General features: G+C 65.7%; 15 protein-coding genes. 5 read left to right on the forward strand and 10 right to left on the reverse strand.

Features of this window, described 5'->3' with window-relative positions:
- Nucleotides 1-10 precede the first annotated feature (10 nt).
- Both BLU88_RS04130 and BLU88_RS04135 read right to left on the reverse strand, forming a co-directional pair.
- On the reverse strand, nt 11-1087 hold the full coding sequence (locus BLU88_RS04130; RefSeq protein ID WP_092010052.1) for an IS110 family RNA-guided transposase: 1077 nt from the start codon (nt 1085-1087) through the stop codon (nt 11-13).
- A 351-nt stretch (nt 1088-1438) separates the two neighbouring features.
- Complete coding sequence (locus tag BLU88_RS04135) at nt 1439-2098, reverse strand: TetR/AcrR family transcriptional regulator (protein ID WP_092010260.1); 660 nt, start codon at nt 2096-2098, stop codon at nt 1439-1441.
- Nucleotides 2099-2439: 341 nt separating this feature from the next.
- On the opposite strand from BLU88_RS04135, the gene BLU88_RS04140 reads away from it, so the two are divergent.
- Together BLU88_RS04140 and BLU88_RS04145 are read left to right on the forward strand one after the other, a co-directional pair.
- Complete coding sequence (locus BLU88_RS04140; RefSeq protein ID WP_092010262.1) at nt 2440-3018, forward strand: NADPH-dependent FMN reductase; 579 nt, start codon at nt 2440-2442, stop codon at nt 3016-3018.
- A 199-nt stretch (nt 3019-3217) separates the two neighbouring features.
- Nucleotides 3218-3979, forward strand: a complete 762-nt coding sequence (locus BLU88_RS04145) for an SDR family NAD(P)-dependent oxidoreductase (protein WP_092010264.1) — start codon at nt 3218-3220, stop codon at nt 3977-3979.
- Between the two features lie 14 nt (nt 3980-3993).
- Here BLU88_RS04145 and BLU88_RS04150 read toward each other — a convergent pair whose 3' ends face one another.
- Both BLU88_RS04150 and BLU88_RS04155 read right to left on the reverse strand, forming a co-directional pair.
- Nucleotides 3994-4626 (reverse strand): response regulator, encoded by a 633-nt coding sequence (locus BLU88_RS04150; RefSeq protein ID WP_092010266.1) that lies wholly within the window; start codon nt 4624-4626, stop codon nt 3994-3996.
- Nucleotides 4623-6029: an ATP-binding protein gene (locus BLU88_RS04155; protein WP_092010268.1), complete on the reverse strand. Its 1407-nt coding sequence runs from the start codon at nt 6027-6029 to the stop codon at nt 4623-4625. Before BLU88_RS04155 ends, BLU88_RS04150 begins: the two co-directional genes overlap by 4 nt.
- Before the next feature lie 181 nt (nt 6030-6210).
- On the opposite strand from BLU88_RS04155, the gene BLU88_RS04160 reads away from it, so the two are divergent.
- Nucleotides 6211-7113, forward strand: coding sequence for a CPBP family intramembrane glutamic endopeptidase (locus BLU88_RS04160; RefSeq protein ID WP_157688955.1), 903 nt, complete (start codon nt 6211-6213; stop codon nt 7111-7113).
- On the opposite strand, the gene BLU88_RS04165 is transcribed toward BLU88_RS04160, so the two are convergent.
- From BLU88_RS04165 to BLU88_RS18075, 3 genes are all read right to left on the reverse strand, one after another.
- Complete coding sequence (locus BLU88_RS04165; RefSeq protein ID WP_092010273.1) at nt 7082-7969, reverse strand: hypothetical protein; 888 nt, start codon at nt 7967-7969, stop codon at nt 7082-7084. The two genes, BLU88_RS04160 and BLU88_RS04165, sit on opposite strands and share 32 nt — an antisense overlap.
- 115 nt (nt 7970-8084) lie before the next feature.
- Complete coding sequence (locus BLU88_RS04170) at nt 8085-10142, reverse strand: sensor histidine kinase (RefSeq protein ID WP_157688957.1); 2058 nt, start codon at nt 10140-10142, stop codon at nt 8085-8087.
- A complete protein-coding gene (locus BLU88_RS18075) occupies nt 10139-11038 on the reverse strand; it encodes a DMT family protein (protein ID WP_157688959.1) in 900 nt (299 codons plus the stop codon). Before BLU88_RS18075 ends, BLU88_RS04170 begins: the two co-directional genes overlap by 4 nt.
- Before the next feature lie 168 nt (nt 11039-11206).
- Between BLU88_RS18075 and BLU88_RS04175 the strand changes: the two genes are divergently transcribed.
- Nucleotides 11207-11938 carry a response regulator gene (locus BLU88_RS04175; protein ID WP_269457666.1) on the forward strand — a complete coding sequence of 244 codons (732 nt, stop codon included), beginning with the start codon at nt 11207-11209 and terminating at the stop codon, nt 11936-11938.
- Between the two features lie 38 nt (nt 11939-11976).
- Here the strand turns inward: BLU88_RS04175 and BLU88_RS04180 are convergent, their stop codons facing one another.
- Nucleotides 11977-13008, reverse strand: a complete 1032-nt coding sequence (locus tag BLU88_RS04180; protein WP_092010279.1) for an NAD(P)H-dependent flavin oxidoreductase — start codon at nt 13006-13008, stop codon at nt 11977-11979.
- A 252-nt stretch (nt 13009-13260) separates the two neighbouring features.
- Here BLU88_RS04180 and BLU88_RS04185 point away from each other — a divergent pair, with 252 nt between their 5' ends.
- Entirely contained in the window at nt 13261-14880 is a 1620-nt protein-coding gene (locus BLU88_RS04185) for an acyltransferase family protein (protein ID WP_157688961.1), read from the forward strand.
- On the opposite strand, the gene BLU88_RS04190 is transcribed toward BLU88_RS04185, so the two are convergent.
- Nucleotides 14849-15340 (reverse strand): SRPBCC domain-containing protein, encoded by a 492-nt coding sequence (locus BLU88_RS04190; RefSeq protein WP_092010285.1) that lies wholly within the window; start codon nt 15338-15340, stop codon nt 14849-14851. The genes BLU88_RS04185 and BLU88_RS04190 overlap by 32 nt on opposite strands.
- A complete protein-coding gene (locus BLU88_RS04195; RefSeq protein ID WP_092010288.1) occupies nt 15337-15690 on the reverse strand; it encodes an ArsR/SmtB family transcription factor in 354 nt (117 codons plus the stop codon). Before BLU88_RS04195 ends, BLU88_RS04190 begins: the two co-directional genes overlap by 4 nt.
- Nucleotides 15691-15721: the final 31 nt, after the last annotated feature.

Below are 15721 nucleotides of genomic sequence, written 5' to 3' on the forward strand. Positions count from 1 at the left end.
CTATGTCTTGTCAAGCGGGTTGAGGAACGGTATCGAGCGCGTTGAGGATCTTGTAGACCCGGCGCGCTAGATACCGTTTGAGGTTGCGCTTGATCTCCCTCTTGGATTTCTTCGTCGGTTCTTCACCGTAGTGGCGGGCCACGTAGTTCCTGGTCCGTTCGTCATGGACCATTCGGTTCATGACCACTGTGTGTAGGGCCCGGTTCAACTGCCGATCCCCGCCCCGGTTCAACCGGTGCCGGCGCGTGTTGCCCGACGACGCAGGTATCGGGTTCACTCCCGCCAGAGCTGCGAACGCGGCCTCGTTCCGCACCCGCCCCGGGTGGGACCACGCGGTGAAGCACACAGCGGCGCTGAATGGGCCGATCCCGGGCTCATCCAGCAAGGGTGCGGCCGGACTAGCTTCAACAAGCTCGGTGAGCCTGTCATGGTTGGTCTGCAGATCATCGTTCAAAACGAGGACGCGTTTGGCCAGACGGATCGCTTCTTCCCGGGCGGTGGACAAGTCGACGTCTTCGTTGCGGGTCCGCCATTTCGCGATCTCGTCGACCTGGTCACTGGTCAATGACTTGCGGGCATCGATGCCCAGATCGATGGTGCGCACCAGAGCTGTCAGGGAGTTGATCATCCGAGTCCGTTCCGTGGTCATCGCGTCCCGGGCTGCCAGCAGGACACGCAGCGCCTGCCGGACACCTTCACCGTGACGCGGCCACCGCAGTTGATCGGCGTCGAGAGGCAATACAGATGCCGCGATCCGGCGGGAATCAAGCTCGTCGCTCTTACCGACACCGTGGCGGGCTTTGGCATCCATACGCCCGGCTTCGACTACCGGATACCCGGCTGCGGCGATGTGTCCGGTCAGCACCGCACCGTACGAGGCAGCACCTTCAACGACCCAGAGGGTGTCGAGGTCACCGCTGGTGCGCCTGCCGGCCCAGGTGAGGGCTCGTTTGATTCCTGCTGACGTGGTGGGGAAGGAACGGGTTTCGACGAGAATTCCAGTGTTGGTGACGATGGAATACACGTGGTTTCTGGCGTGTGTATCAACACCGATGAAGAAACTGTATAAGTGCGCGACAATAGACATAGCGGTTCGAAGCTCCCTGTTTGACCGATGGGTTGCGTGGCCGCTTGCGGCCGGTACCGGTCCGGGTTAGAGATCACTTCGGAACAACACTGTGATGAGTCACACCCCTGGATTTTCGGGGGGTGGACAGCCTTCTGATCAAGTTACCGATGTGGGCCGAGCTGGTGCCGGCCGCACCATCCATGTGATCGGACAAATCGAGGGCAAGACACCACGGTGTGGGTCAGCGCGAGGTGGAGTCACGATCACTGGACGGAGAGGCCAACACCTACTCTGCCAGCCAGTCCCAGACCAGCCACTGTCAATACTCACAGCGCGAGGTATCTGGGCCGCCGTCAGGTAGTAAGGGGGTTAGTGGGTGTCGGCGATGAAGTCGAGCATTCCGGCCTGATTGACCGGCAGAGCCAGCAGGCGGTCGAGTTCGGCCTCGTCGGGGTCGATGCCGAGGATGCGCAGCGAGTACTGAGTGAAGTCGCGCTCGATCATGTCGGGAGTCAGATCGCCCGTCGGCCGGTACCACAGCGAGAGTGAGTTGCAGATCGAGTGGATCGCGCGTGTAGCCAGAGCCGCACTGCTGACGCGGAACGCCCCCGCGTCGATGCCGGCCTGGACGATATCGCCCATGATTTCGCGAGCCTCCCGCTGGAGGCCCTTGACGCGGACGGCGTTGTCGCCGGTGAGGCGTTCGGTGTCGCGCAGCAGCACGGTGGAGACCGAGACGTTCTCCATCCGGTAGCGGGCGAGATAGCGCACCGTTACAGCCAGCTGATCGACAGGATCGTCATCGACGTCGGCGATGACCGCCCGGCAGTGCTCGACGTACCAGGTATACGCTGTGTGGACGAGCTCGTACAGTGCTTCCTGTTTGGACGGGAAGTAGTAGTAGAGCGCGGAGAGGCTCAGACCTGCTGTCTGTGCGATATCGCGGATGGACGCGCCGTCGAATCCTTTGTCCGCGAAAGTGTCCCGGGCCGAGCGGAGAATATTGTTGCGGCCGTTGGTTGAGCGCACGATGACCGGACTCCTTGCCTAGTTTTCCGTCGAAGCCGACTTTTTAACGAACAGTCTTTCACTTGCCCAACGACCTTACACGACAGGCGGTCTCTGCGGGCCTGATTTCGCGGGGAATTACGGTATCACCGTGTTCAGTGCCCGGCCCCAACTGAATTCCATGCCCGCCGCAATGAGTGACCAGGGTCACTCATTGCGGCGGGAATGATTGAGCGTTCAACCATGTTGGTCAGTGTGGAGCTGCACGCGATCCGGTGCGCCGAGGTCGCAGGCTCTGCCCGTGAACTCGACCGCCATGGCCGCCCGGCCGGTGGACACCGCTCAACGATTTGAGGACGCATATGCTCAACATTGCCATCATTCCCGGAACTTCCCGCCCGCAGGCGCTCAACCCGCAGATCGTGAGCTGGGTCGAGCGGCAGCTGGCTTCCAATGATGACGTCCGCGCCGAGGTCGTCGACTTCGGCAGCTTCGACCTGCCTCTCCTCGACGAGGTGATCCCCGCCGGAGCGAAGATGTACGCCAACGACCACACGAAGGCTTGGGGCGCGAAGCTCGAAGAGTTCGACGCCTTCATCTTCGTCACCCCGGAGTACAACCATTCGATTTCGGGTTCGCTGAAGAACGCCCTCGACTTCGTTGCCACCGAGTTCAACCACAAGGTCGCCGGCATCGTGAACTACGGCGCCGACAAGGGAGTGCGCGCCGCTGAGCACCTGCGCCACATCCTCGCGAACTATAAGCTGGCCGTCGTCCGTGACCAGGCATCATTCTCGATCTTCACCGACGTCGCCGACGGCACCTTCGCCCCGACCGAAGTCTCTGCCGCCCCGTTCGCATCCATGGTCGACGACATCGTCGCCTGGGGCGAGGCCCTGAAGTCCGTGCGCGAAGCCCGCGCCGAGGAGCAGGCCGCCTGAGTCTGCCGACAGTGCTGAACTGAGACAGGCCCGCCGGTCACCCGACCGGCGGGCTTCGTCGTCCTCGCCGCGACCGACATCATCGGCCTGGTGATCGTCTCCCCGAGGCGGCCCCGCCCGACCGTGCACTGTGACCGTCCCCACGCCTGCGTTAGAGTCACAGTGATCAACCGTTCACTCAGCGATGCAAAGGACACCCATGGAACTGAAGAACACCGTCGCCCTCGTCACCGGCGGAGCCTCCGGACTCGGCCGCGCCACCACCGAACGCCTCCTGGCCGCCGGCGCCCAGGTCGTCATGGTCGACCTCAACGCCGAGGTCGGTCAGCAGGCGTCAGCAGAACTCGGCGATGCCGCTCACTTCGTCACCGCCGACGTCACCAGCGAAGAGCAGGTTCAGGCCGCCGTCGACACCGCCACCGGGCTCGGCGCGCTGCGCGTCGTCGTCAACTGCGCCGGTGTCGCGACGCCCGGGAAGCTCGTCTCCCGCAAGGGCCCGCTGCCGCTCGAGGCGTTCCAGAAGGTGCTGAACATCAACATCGTCGGCACCGTCAACGTCTGCCGCCTCGCCGCCGCGGCCATGCAGGAGCAGGAAGCGGAGGGCGAAGAGCGCGGAGTCATCGTCAACACCGCCTCAGTGGCGGCCTTCGACGGCCAGATCGGCCAGATCGCCTACTCGGCGTCCAAGGGTGCTGTGGCCGCGGTGACCCTGCCGATGGCCCGCGAACTCGCCGCCTCTCTCATCCGCGTTGTCACCATCGCCCCCGGCATCTTCGAGACCCCGATGATGGCCGGTCTGCCCGCCGAGGCGCAGGAATCCCTCGGCAAGTCCGTTCCTCACCCGGCCCGACTGGGCAAGCCCGCCGAATACGCGCAGCTCGTTGAATCGATCGTGGCCAACCCGATGCTCAACGGAGAGACGATCCGCCTCGACGGCGCCATCCGCATGGCCCCGAAATGATCGGCTAGGGGTGCTCAGCGATGTGAGTTGACGAGCAGCGCCAGCTGCACCCGCGAGGTCACCTCGAGTTTGTCGAAAATGCGCGCCAAGTGGGTCTTCACCGTCGCCGCCGAGACGAACAGCGACCTTGCCACCTGCGCGTTCGTCATTCCCTGTGCGACCGCCTCGGCGATCTCCCGCTCCCTGGTCGACAGTGACGCGAGCGGATCCCGACCCGGCGCCGAGGCGGTCGGACGAGACGACATCAATGTGGCCAGGGCAGTCGCCGACAGGGTCCGGGTCCCGTCGGCTGCCGCACGGACGGCATTGATGAGCTCTTCCGGTGGGGTGTCCTTGAGGATGTAGCCGGCGGCCCCGGACTGCAGGGCACGGTGGACGAAATCGTCGGTGCCGAAGGCCGTGAGCATGAGCACCTGCGGGTGTTCGGGATCGCTCAGCAGGGTCTGTGCCGCTTCGAGCCCGTCGAGGCGGGGCATCCGGATGTCCATGAGCACGAGGTCGGGACTCAGCCGGCGAGCGAGGTCGATGGCTTCGACTCCGTCGACCGCCTCGGCGATGACCTCGATATCGGTCGCCGCGCCGAGGAGGAGCTTGAGCCCCGAGCGCATGAGCGATTCGTCGTCAGCGATGATGACGCGGATCGTCATGCGTTCTCCTGTTCGTCGGGGGAGTCGATCGTACCGGCAGTTCCAGGGGCGTCGCCGTCTGTGAAGATGTCGGCATCGACGCGGATGCGGGCACGGAGAGTGAACTCCGGAGTCGTCGTCACGGTGAGATCGCCGCCCATGGCCTCCATTCTCTCCCGCAGCCCGAGCAGTCCCAACCCGGATCCGGAGACGAGCTGCTGAGCTCCGGCGCGGAAGGCCGGGGCCAGACCTGTGTGCGGATTGCTGGCGACGAGCACTAGGTGACCGTCGGCCTCATCGAAGCCGACCTTGATCGTCACCGTCTGGCCCGGTGCGTGCTTGACCGCGTTCGTGATCGCCTCCTGGACGAAGCGGTAGATCGTCGTCTGCTCGAGTGACCCGCACCGGTGGAGCGCCGCGCCTGTCACCGGTTCGAGGTAGCGCAGCTCGGCGGTGTCGCCCCTGGCCGCGACGAGGCGGTCGATGTCGGGGTCGATGACCGTGCCCTGATCGTCGCTGCGGAGCATGGTGAGCACCTCCCGGAGTTCGACGCCGGAGCGGCGGGCGGCATCGGCGATGAGGCGGGCGTTCTCCCGCACCTCGTCGGGGTCGAGGTCCTGTCGCACGGACAGCGCACCGGAGTACATCGCGATGACGGAGAGGTGGTGGGACAGGGAATCGTGCATATCGCGGGCGATGCCGCGGCGCACCTCGGCGATGGCGCGGTCCTGTCGGGAGCGTTCGCGCAGCAGGGTCTGGGCAGCGGAATCGATGAAGCCCTGTTCGCGGGCGCCGCGGATGACGCCGACGATGACGATGACGGCGTAGAGCGTGCTGCCGAAGACGAACACGGGAAGATCGAAGGCCCCTGCCGCCTGCGGAGTGAGCACATAGGTCGCTGAGAAGGCTGCCAGCGTGGCGGCGAGTGCGACGAAGTCGAGGGCCCAGCTGCGCCTGGCCGACAGCGAGATGAGCATGATCGAAGCGGCGAAGGCGCCGAGGATGCTGACCGTGCCGAGGAGTATGCCGATGATTCCGGCGGTGACGGGAACCCAGCCGCCCGGACGGCGCTGCAGTGATTCGACTGAGCCGTCGGCAGCGAGGAACTCATCACCGCCGTGCCCGGTGACTGTGAGGAATTCGCGCAGCTTCTCTGAGGCCAGGACCTTCGGACGCAGTTGTTTGCGCGGAATCCGGCGTCCGTCGAAGACGAGGACGATGGGCAGACAGACGAAGGATACGAGCCCGAAGACGATGTGTACGAAGATTTCGGCACTGAGCGCATCCGCCTCAGCACCGATGGGTTTCGGGTCAGGCCATTGTTTGCCGATGACGATGAAAAGCAGGAGCGCGCCGACGACCGCGGAGATGCCGGTCCAGAGGAGGGCATGCGCGAGCGGGCGGCGGGCAGGGCGAGGTGTCACCCTTCGAGCCTACCGGTGAGACGGCGGATGGTCTGTCGCCCGAAAGGATGAAATGTGTCCGACAATGGGATCGCAGGCATCCGGCCGACGGCCATCTGACATGCGCATTCATTCGATCGGATGACACGAATCATGCCCTCGGCCGATGGCGGGCGGCCGTCGGTTTCGAAAGGGTGGAGACATGAGAGATCAACCCTACTCATTGCGCTATCATCGTCAGTTCGCCGCGCAACCTGGACACCGGTGGTTCAAGCCGATCCTCGTGGCGCTTCTGACCTCGGTGTTCTACATGATCGCCGTCATCGGCCTGTTCGCGACCTTCTTTCTCTGGGCACTCTTCGCCCTCGGCGCCGACGGTGACTTCAACGCGTGGTCAGACCAGCTCATCGACATGAACACGACCACGGGCGCCCTCTTCGGACTCGTCAGCGTCATCCTGATGTGGCCGGCCGCCGAGCTCGCGACTCTATGCATCTACCGGCGCTCGTTCTCCTCGATGATCTCGATCCGCGGCGGCATGCGATGGGGGCAGCTCGGCCGGTACCTGCTGGTCGGCACGGTCGTATGGGTGGTCTGCGCGATCGTCATGGTCGTCTTCTCCGATGGGGCGATGGGCAACCTGGCCTCGGGAATCGTGTGGAACAGCCAAGTGCTCGCCATCCTCATCGCAATCATCCTCCTCGTTCCGTTCCAGGCGACGGCCGAGGAGATCGTCTTCCGCGGCCTGGCCATGAACATCATCGGCTCATGGCTGCGCCACCCCGCGTGGGCCGTGTTCATCCCCGTGCCGTTCTTCGTCGTCGGCCACCTTTATGACCTGCCGGGACTCATCGACGTCGGCATCTTCGCTGTCATCGTCGGCACCCTGACCATCATCACCGGCGGCCTCGAAGCTGGAATCGCCTTCCACATCGTCAACAACGTCTTCGCGTTCGGTCTGGGTGTGCTCGCCGGTGCCGACCTCAATGCGACGAGCGCCCCCACAATCGAGGTCGTCATGTCGATCGCGGCTCCGATCGTCTTCGGCATCATCGGCGCCTTCGTCGCAGGTTTCATCGACTCTCGTCTGCCGAAGGGGTTCTAGGCTCCGCGGTCAGAAGCCGATCGATGAGCTCATCTGCAGTGATGCCCTCAGCCCGCGCGGCGGCGTTGATGCGATCGAGCGTCGAAGGCGACAGGATCGGCGCCGGTTGGGACGACGGCTGGGACGACGACGGTTGAGTCGATCGGGCTGACGTCTCGCCAGTGCGGTCGGCGCTCGCAGGCTTCGACCCGGCCCTGAGCAGCAGCGAAGTCAGCGGCACGACGACGACTCCGAGCGCGGCGAGGATCCACACGATCCCGTTGAGGCGAGTCAGCCACTCGAGCTCCCACGCCGATTCCACCCAGATCGTGATGAGAACCAGGCTCGTGCCGAGAGTAAGCAGGCCGAGCGTGATCGGCAGCCCGATCCGCACCACCCAGGACCGAGGCACCAGCAGCAGAATGAGCGAGCTGACAGAGGTGACAGCGGAGAGGAGTGCGAAAGAGGACAGGGCCTTGAAAAGAAGGTCCCAGACTTCATAGTTGTCCGGTCCTCCAAATGGGTCACCCCAGAGGAACCACAGGGCCAGGCCCAAAGTGACCACGGCCAGCCCGATCGTGACGATTCCGAACCATTGGGTCCGGCGACCGATGAGCGTGGCACCGCAGAATGCTGCAACACTGACCGCGCCAGTCAGAGCCGTGGTGCCGATGACTTTGTACGTCGCTTCGGACTCGATGTCGCCGAGGAGGACGATGATCCCGCCGGCCGCAGCCAGGCTGAAGGCCACGACGATGATGATGGCGATCGTGCGCCGCAGGATACGCACCGATCGTCTCGGTGCTTTCGGATCCGGCGCCGAGGCGGTCGCTGACGAGGCCGGAAGCGCAGACAGCGAATGGGACGGCTGTGACATGGGGATACAGTCCTTCCGGAGGGGAGCAGGTGGGGACTTTCAGTATGGCACCGATCGACCGCCGCCTACCTGATCTGCCGCGGATCCGCGCTGCCTCTGCGCTTTCCGCGGACCCTCACTCCGTGGGCAGCGACGCGGTGACCTCGAACCCGCCAGCACTCGTCGGCCCCACCCGCAGGCTTCCGCCCAAGGCTTCGACGCGTTCGCGCATCCCCTTGATGCCGAAACCTCCGCCGAGGTGGCTGTGTCCACCCGCGTCCGCCGCGCCGTCGGGTTCACCGTTGCGAACGGAGATCTCGAGCCGGGACTCGATGACCGTGACGGTGACCCCCACCGGAGCGCCGGCGGCATGCCGCAGCGCATTCGACAGACTCTCCTGCACCACGCGGAACGCCGTGAGGCTCGTCGTCGGCGGCAGCGTGAAGGTCTCTGCAGGAAAGTCGAGGTCGACGACGGCGCCGGAGCCGCGGGTGACATCGACGAGGGCGGGAATGTCCTCGACGGTCGGCTGCGGAGCCAGGTCCGCATCCCGGCCCCCGCGGAGGATCGCGAGCAGTCCGCGCATCTCCGTCAGCGCCTGCCTGGCCGAAGAGGCCATCGAATCGAACTCACCGAGGCTGCGCTCATCGAGTCCGGGGAGCCGGTACCTCGCCGTCGTCGCCTGCACGCTGATGACCGACATGCTGTGGGCGACGACATCGTGGAGCTCCTGAGCGATCCGGTTGCGCTCCTCCAGCTCCTGCCGCTTCGCCAGCTCCGCGGCACTGAGTTCGCGTTCGGATTCGAGCTGCCGGCGACCTTTGAGGAGCAGGTTGCCGATGACACCGATGATCCCGGCGCCGGCGGCAATCGAAACAGTGGTGATGACGTTCGACAGTGCCCCGGGCAGCTCGCCGGCATGCGGCAGGATCAAGGCGAGCACGCCGATGAGCGCACTGCCCGACCACAGCGCGACGAGGTGGATCCAGCGGTGACGCAGACCGATGATGAGGTGGAGGAACACGAGAGCCAACAGCGAGGTGACCGTGAACGGACGGACTGCTCCCGAGACATCCGCGGTGAGCAGAATGCCCGCCGCCTGAGAGACGAGTCCGAGACCGATTGCCGGGATCGGCCAGCGCACGGCAAGCAGGAGCGCGGCACTGAGGCCGAACGCGAGAAGCATCGCGTAGACGGTCGGGACGCCATAGAGGACGGTGGTCACCGGCCAGGCGACCGCCACGAGCACGGCACCGACGAAAGCCGCGATGAGCCAGAACCAGCCCTGGCTCCCCTCGAGGGCCGACAGCGGCGAGGACTGTGCCGGATGACGCGGCAGTTCTGAGCGAGCCGCCTGCGGCGCGGCGGACGAGTAAGAACCTGGCGTCTGTGCCGAGTGTTCCGGCTGGGCCGACTGCATCGCGGCAGCCGCCCCATCGGTCGACAGCGCCGCACGAATCGCGACGATCTCGAGCAGTGCCATGGTATGGAGGACGAAAGGGAACGTCAGCAGCAGGATGATCCCGACGATGAACTGGAAGGTCGCCTCGGCGGTGAATCCGAGGTTCGTGACCGGAGAGTTCGTCGTCCAGGCGACGACCCAGTCGACGGTGTTTCCGCCCCCGTCAGGGACGAAAGCGCCCCAGAAGAAGTGCGTGATGCCGCCCAGTCCGCCCGCGGCCCAGGCCAGGGAAATGGAGAACGTGAGGAGCCGGATCGGCAGGGCGAACACGGTTTCGAAGAGCAGATCCAACCACGCACGGGCGTCGGACAGCGGAGCCAGCCACCAGCGGAGGCCACGTCCGCGGGGACGGGGAGGCACCTCGGTGATGGAGGCACCCCACGCACGGGCACGGGCCCTGGAGAGGTTGCCGAATGCGCGGGCGACAGTGAGGGACAGCGGCAGGAGAAGCACGCCGACCCAGACGATGACCGTGGCGATCGAGACGGAGAACAGGGTGACGAGCACCGGGAACGCGATGAGGGAGATGACCAGACTCGGGGCGACGAAGCCGGCATCACGGCCGAGATTGTGCCACAGCCGGGCCCACCACGAACGCGGCGCGGTCGCGGCCTGAGAATCGGCGGCCGCCTGGGCATGCGGGCCGATCTGCGGAGGCTCTGTTGGGCGGGGCACGTCTCCAGCGTACGTGTCGGCGGGTGCGGGGGAGGTGAGATCGGGGGAGTGGTTCACAGCGTGATTCCTTCCTGTGCCGTTGTCGAGGCGGCCGCCGCAGAGGTGGTGGGGATGGTGCCGCGGGATTCGAGGACCTTCGGGTGGAAGCGTGAGAGCATCCACACTCCGCCGATGCCGACAGCCGCGGAGACGAGCAGGCCGATGGTGGCAGGCGGTGTCAGTCCTGTGTACTCGCCGAAGAACGCGGCACCGATGATGACGGCGACGATCGGGTCGATGACCGTGAGGCCGGCCAGCACCGTTTCGGCAGGGCCACAGGCGTACGCGGTCTGGACGAGCCAGAAGCCTGCGGCCGAGGCCAGACCGACCGCGGCCAGCAGCGCCCACCAGCGCAGGCCGAACGTATTAAGTCCGGGCAGTCCCGACAAGACGACCGACCGAGCCAGGACGTGCGTGGCCGCCGCGACCGTGCCGAAGACGATCCCGGTCATGATGACCCTGGGGATGTGTCCTGCGGAGCTGAACGAGAACAGCCCGGCGAAGAGGGTGAGAGCGATGAGCACGGCGAGCAGCCAGGTCACCGACTGTGAGTTCACGGAGATCTCGTGAGCGTACCTCGCCGAGGTGGCCACGAAGGTGAAGATTCCGAAGAGTGTGACCGCGATGCTGATGAGGAGCGGAGCACCGAGACGGAGCCCGAAGTACCGCCGCCCGATGAGGACGGCGAAGATGAGAGAGACCGCACCGATGGGCTGGACGATGGCGACCGGGCCGAGTCCGAGCGCGATGACGTTGAGCAACGTGACCAGCCCCATGAGTCCGAGCCCGGCTGCCCAGGTGGCGCGACGGCGCAGGCTCGGAGCCATAGCGGCCACGGCATGCTGCTGGAAGTGGGTGCCCAAGGCCAGGCAGAACGCTGCAGCGGTGGCGAGGATGACGGCGGTGGTGATCATGACTCGAACGTTAGGGAGCCGGTATGAGCCCGCACATCATACGCAGGAGTGAAATAGGAGTCGCTCGTATCACCCGTGAGGATGAGATCGGCGCGAAACCGGGCCCGAGCGGCGGATTCTCGGGGATTGCGAGGGTTCTGCGACGCCGCTGTCCGGTAGGTTGGGACCATGCCGGGAATTGAGGATGCGCGGAACGGAGACGGGGGAGCCGCCTCGGCGAGTGTGCCGCCTCCGTCGGAGACGACGATCAGGGTCGCCATCGTCGACGATCAGGCGATGGTGCGGCAGGGGTTCGGGGCTCTGCTCGACGCGCAGTCGGACATGCAGGTCGTCGGCAGTGCCGATGACGGATCCGCTGTCGTCGACCTCGTCCGCCGCACGAGCCCCGATGTCATCCTCATGGACATTCGGATGCCGACGCTCAACGGACTCGACGCCACCCGAGCGATCTTCAACATGCCCGGCGACCACCCGCGGGTCATCATGCTCACCACGTTCGACGCCGACGAATACGTGTTCTCCGCGCTCCGGGCCGGTGCCAGCGGCTTCCTCCTCAAGGACGCCACCGCCGAGGACATGATCACCGCGGTCCGGGTCGTCGCCGGCGGGGAATCGCTGCTTGCGCCGTCGGTGACCCGCCGCCTCATCGCCGAATACGTCGCCGGGCCCACCGTGGCCAAGGACACCGCGGTGCTCGGTCAGCTCACCGACCGGGAGATCGACGTGATGACCCTGGTGGCGAAGGGCCACGCCAACGCCGAGGTGGCTGAACAGCTCTACCTCGCCGAACAGACTGTGAAGACCCACGTCTCGAGGATCCTGTCGAAGCTGGGGCTGCGCGACCGCACCCAGATCGTGGTCGCCGCATACGAATCCGGGCTGGTCGTCGCCGGGAGCTGACGGGCGCGGGCGTCGGGCGATGTGCAGCCGCCCGCCGACTATTCGCGGGTGAAGCGGGCGCCGAGGTCCTTGACGATGGTCTCGGCAGAGCCCTCCCGCGCACTGCGGTAGCCGGTGCCCGCCCACAGATGCAGGCCGTGCGGGTCATCGGCCTTCTTGGCCGCGGCTCGGAACTCCTTTGTCAGATGGTGCACTGCCGGGTAGGCGTCGACGGCGACCGAATCGAACTTCCGCACGAAGTCATTGACCAGCGCGCGTGCGGGCCGTCCCGTGAATGCCCTGGTCAGCTGGGTTTCCGTGAACTCTTCTGAAGCCAAGGCGGCACGGTGCGTCGGCGCGGTGCCTGCCTCGTCGGAGCGCAGCAGCAAGGTGCCGACGACGACGGCGCTCGCCCCCGCATCGAGGAGGTCGCCCACCATGGCCTCGCCCTCAACTCCGCCTCCGGCTGCGACAGGAAGGTCCACCTCGGCGAGGATGTCGCGGACGAGATCGACCGTCGCGCGGTCCTCGATGGTCCGCGTCGGATCTGCCGTGCCCGAATGCCCGCCGGCACGCGGGCCTTGGACGACGAGCCCATCGACCCCGACCTCGGCGGCCGCCCGCGCCTCGGGAACCGAGGTCACCGTGGCGACGACCTGAGTGCCGACGGCGTGGAGGCGGTCGACCGTCTCGGCGGTGGGCAGATTGAACGTCATTGAGACCAGGGGGACTGGGTGCTCGGTGAGCCAGTCGAGCTTGTCGTCGAAGTGGTCGTCGTCCTCGACCGGTTCGGGATCGAGCGTGATTCCCCGGGCGGCAGCGACCGGTTCGAGCGCACTGACGAACTCGTCGAAAGCTTCGCGATCGACGGGGACGCGGTTCGGGGCGAAGAGGTTGACGCCGAAGTCAGAGGTCGTCTCCCGCATCCGTGTGACCAGCGGAGCGAGAGCCTCGGCGGTGAGATAGCCGCCGGCGACGAAAGGAAACCCGCCTGCACGGGCGACGGCTTCGGTGAGTTCAGGAGTCGACGTCCCACCGGCCATGGGCGCTCCGATGATGGGCAGCGGGGTCTTCGCGAAGGCGATCGTCACAGTTCTCTCCTTTGTCGTGGCCGAAGCCGGGCTCGGTGTCTGTCGCCGGGCGAGGCGGCCGCGTGGTCGGGCGTGCTCATCGCCATTCTCACACGCTCGGGTGTCGTGAGTATGAGGCGGTCGGTCGACGGCATCCCTCGGAAGTATCGGTCGGAGGGTGAGAGGTCGGCTCTTCGGCGTGATGTGCCGAGGCAGATGCGGTTCCTAACTTCGGTGTCATCGCACCTCGACGACCCGGAAAAGGGAACCGAAATGACATTGACGCTCAACGACCCGCTGCCATCCGATGACCCCCAAGAGAACACGCAGCTCGCCGCCAGCACCGCCCCGAACACACCACCCGCGTCGACGCGGCGCCAGGCCGAGAACGGGCAGGCCCCGGCCAAACCTCACCGCGACCGGGTCATCGACCTTCTGCGCTTCGGCTGCCTCGTCGTCGTGGTCATCCTCCATTCGATGATGAGCGCGGCGGTGCTCGGACCCAGCGGGACTGTGGAGCCTGTGGTCGCGCTGTCGAACACCGCCGGGTTCGCCGCCGCGTCCTGGTTCTTCCAGATCATGCCGTTGTTCTTCATCATCGGCGGATACGCGGGCATCACCGGTTGGCGTCGCACCCGCGCCCGCGGCGGCACGTGGACGGACTATCTGCGCGCCCGCCTGCGCAGGATCGTCGTGCCCGTCGCCGTGCTCATCGGCCTCGCCGGCCTCGGACTGTCCGCGGCCGGCGAGCTCGGGGTCTCGACCGACCTCCTCGCCGAGGCGAGTCTGCGCATCGGTCAGCCGCTGTGGTTCCTCGCCGTCTACGTCGGTCTCACCGCTTTGGTGCCGGTTGCCGTGCATTTCCACGAAACCGCGCCGAGGCGGTCACTGGCAGCCCTGGCCAGTGCAGTCATCGTCGTCGACGGTCTGGTCGCGGTCACGGGCGTGACCGGGCTCGGATACCTGAACTTCCTGTTCGTGTGGCCTTTGGTTCAGCAGCTCGGGTTCTTCTACGCCGATGCGCTCGATCGACCCGTCCGCAGGTTCCTCGCCTGGGCGGTGCTGGCAGCAGCGCTGCTGGTCCTGGTCGGGCTCGTGTCCGCCGGTGTGTACAGCCCCAATATGCTCGTCAACCTCAACCCGCCGACCGGTGCTCTCGTCCTGCTCGGGGTGGTCCAGCTGTGCGGAATGCGGCTCGTGCACGCCCGGCTGGGTCGAATGCTCAATGCTGCGGACGAGAACGTTTCCACCAGCGAGGCGGCACTCGACCCCCGAGCGCTTCGTACGCAGATCTGGGGTCGGGTCATCACTTGGGGCAATCGGTATGGGATGCACGTCTACCTGTGGCATATGAGCATCGTCATCGTGCTCATCGGCTCACTGGGCACTCTCGCTCAAGCGGTGTCCTTCGTGCCCGGTGCGTCCGATTTCGTGCTTCCGGAGATCGGATCGTCATGGTGGTGGGCCACGCGTCTGCCCTGGTTGGTCGCCGTTATGGTGCTGTCCAGCCTGGTGGCCATGGCGGCTGAGCGAATTCCGTTTCCGTCGGAACAGCGGCTTGCCTCGATCGGCCGAACGATCGTCGAGGTGGCTCGTGAGATGCGTGGGAAAGGTTCGCTGGATTCCGATTCCGGGGCGGACGACATCACCCCGGTTGCTTCCCAAGCAGGAGCCGACGACGTGACACCGGCTGTCGGCTGCCCGCGGCTGCGGGCCGCCATCGCCGTCGGTACCGCCACAGCGGGCGTCGTCGTTGCGCTGCTCGTCGGGATCGCCCCGTTGATTTGGACGTTGGTCGCGTTCGGTCTGCTCATGGTTTCCCTCATCCTGTCTGCCGGGCTGGCCCCGCGGGACGCACGAGTCATTCCACCGAGGCGGCCAACTGGTCGGTGACGGTTCCCCAGCCGTCGAAGAAGCCGAGTTCTTCGTGGCGGGTACGCTGTTCGGGGCTGCCGTGTCGGACGACGGCGTGGTAGTCGGTGCCGTCGGGATGGTCGCCGAGGATGATCTCCGTGGTCATCGCCACCGGGTCGGGCAGGGCCGGATGCCAGGAGCTGTTGACCGCATTCGTGAAGACGAGTCGGCTGCCTTCCTCTATGACGAGGAACACGGCATCGACATGAGGATGCCATTCGGTGCCGTCCTCGCTCATCCGGGTGACGAAGGCGCCGCCCGGAGTGAGTTCGAGGGAGTCGACGCGCAGCTGCAAGGGTGCCGGAATCCACCACTGGGCCAGCTGATCCGGTGTGGTCCAGGCATTCCAGATCGTCTGCTTCGGTGCGCGGATGACGCGTTGGATGCTGAGATCGAGGTCCGGATTCTGATTCCTGGTGCGAGAGAGATGGGCGGTCATGATTCCTCCTTGGTGACGAACTCTTCGGTGACGAACTGTTCGAGCCGATCGGTGCTCTCTTCCCAGATCCGCCGCTGTTCTTCCAGCCAGCCCGTGAGCAGGTGGAAGCGATTCTGGTTGAGCACGCAGGTGCGCACTCGTCCGGACTTCTCGGTCCTGATCAGTCCGCACGATTCGAGGCTGTGCACATGTTTCATGAATGACGGCAGGGAGATCGACAGCGGACTCGCCAGTTCCCCGACGCTGGCCGGGCCGGTGCCGAGGCGTGCGATGACCCTGCGTCGTGTGGGATCCGCCAGAGCCGCGAACATCGCGTCGAGCTCGTCCGATGGATTCTGATGCTTAGCCATAAGGCTAAGTATTACTCCGTGAAGTATCGGT

The sequence above is a fragment of the Brevibacterium siliguriense genome, assembly GCF_900105315.1.
Lineage (GTDB): Bacteria > Actinomycetota > Actinomycetes > Actinomycetales > Brevibacteriaceae > Brevibacterium > Brevibacterium siliguriense.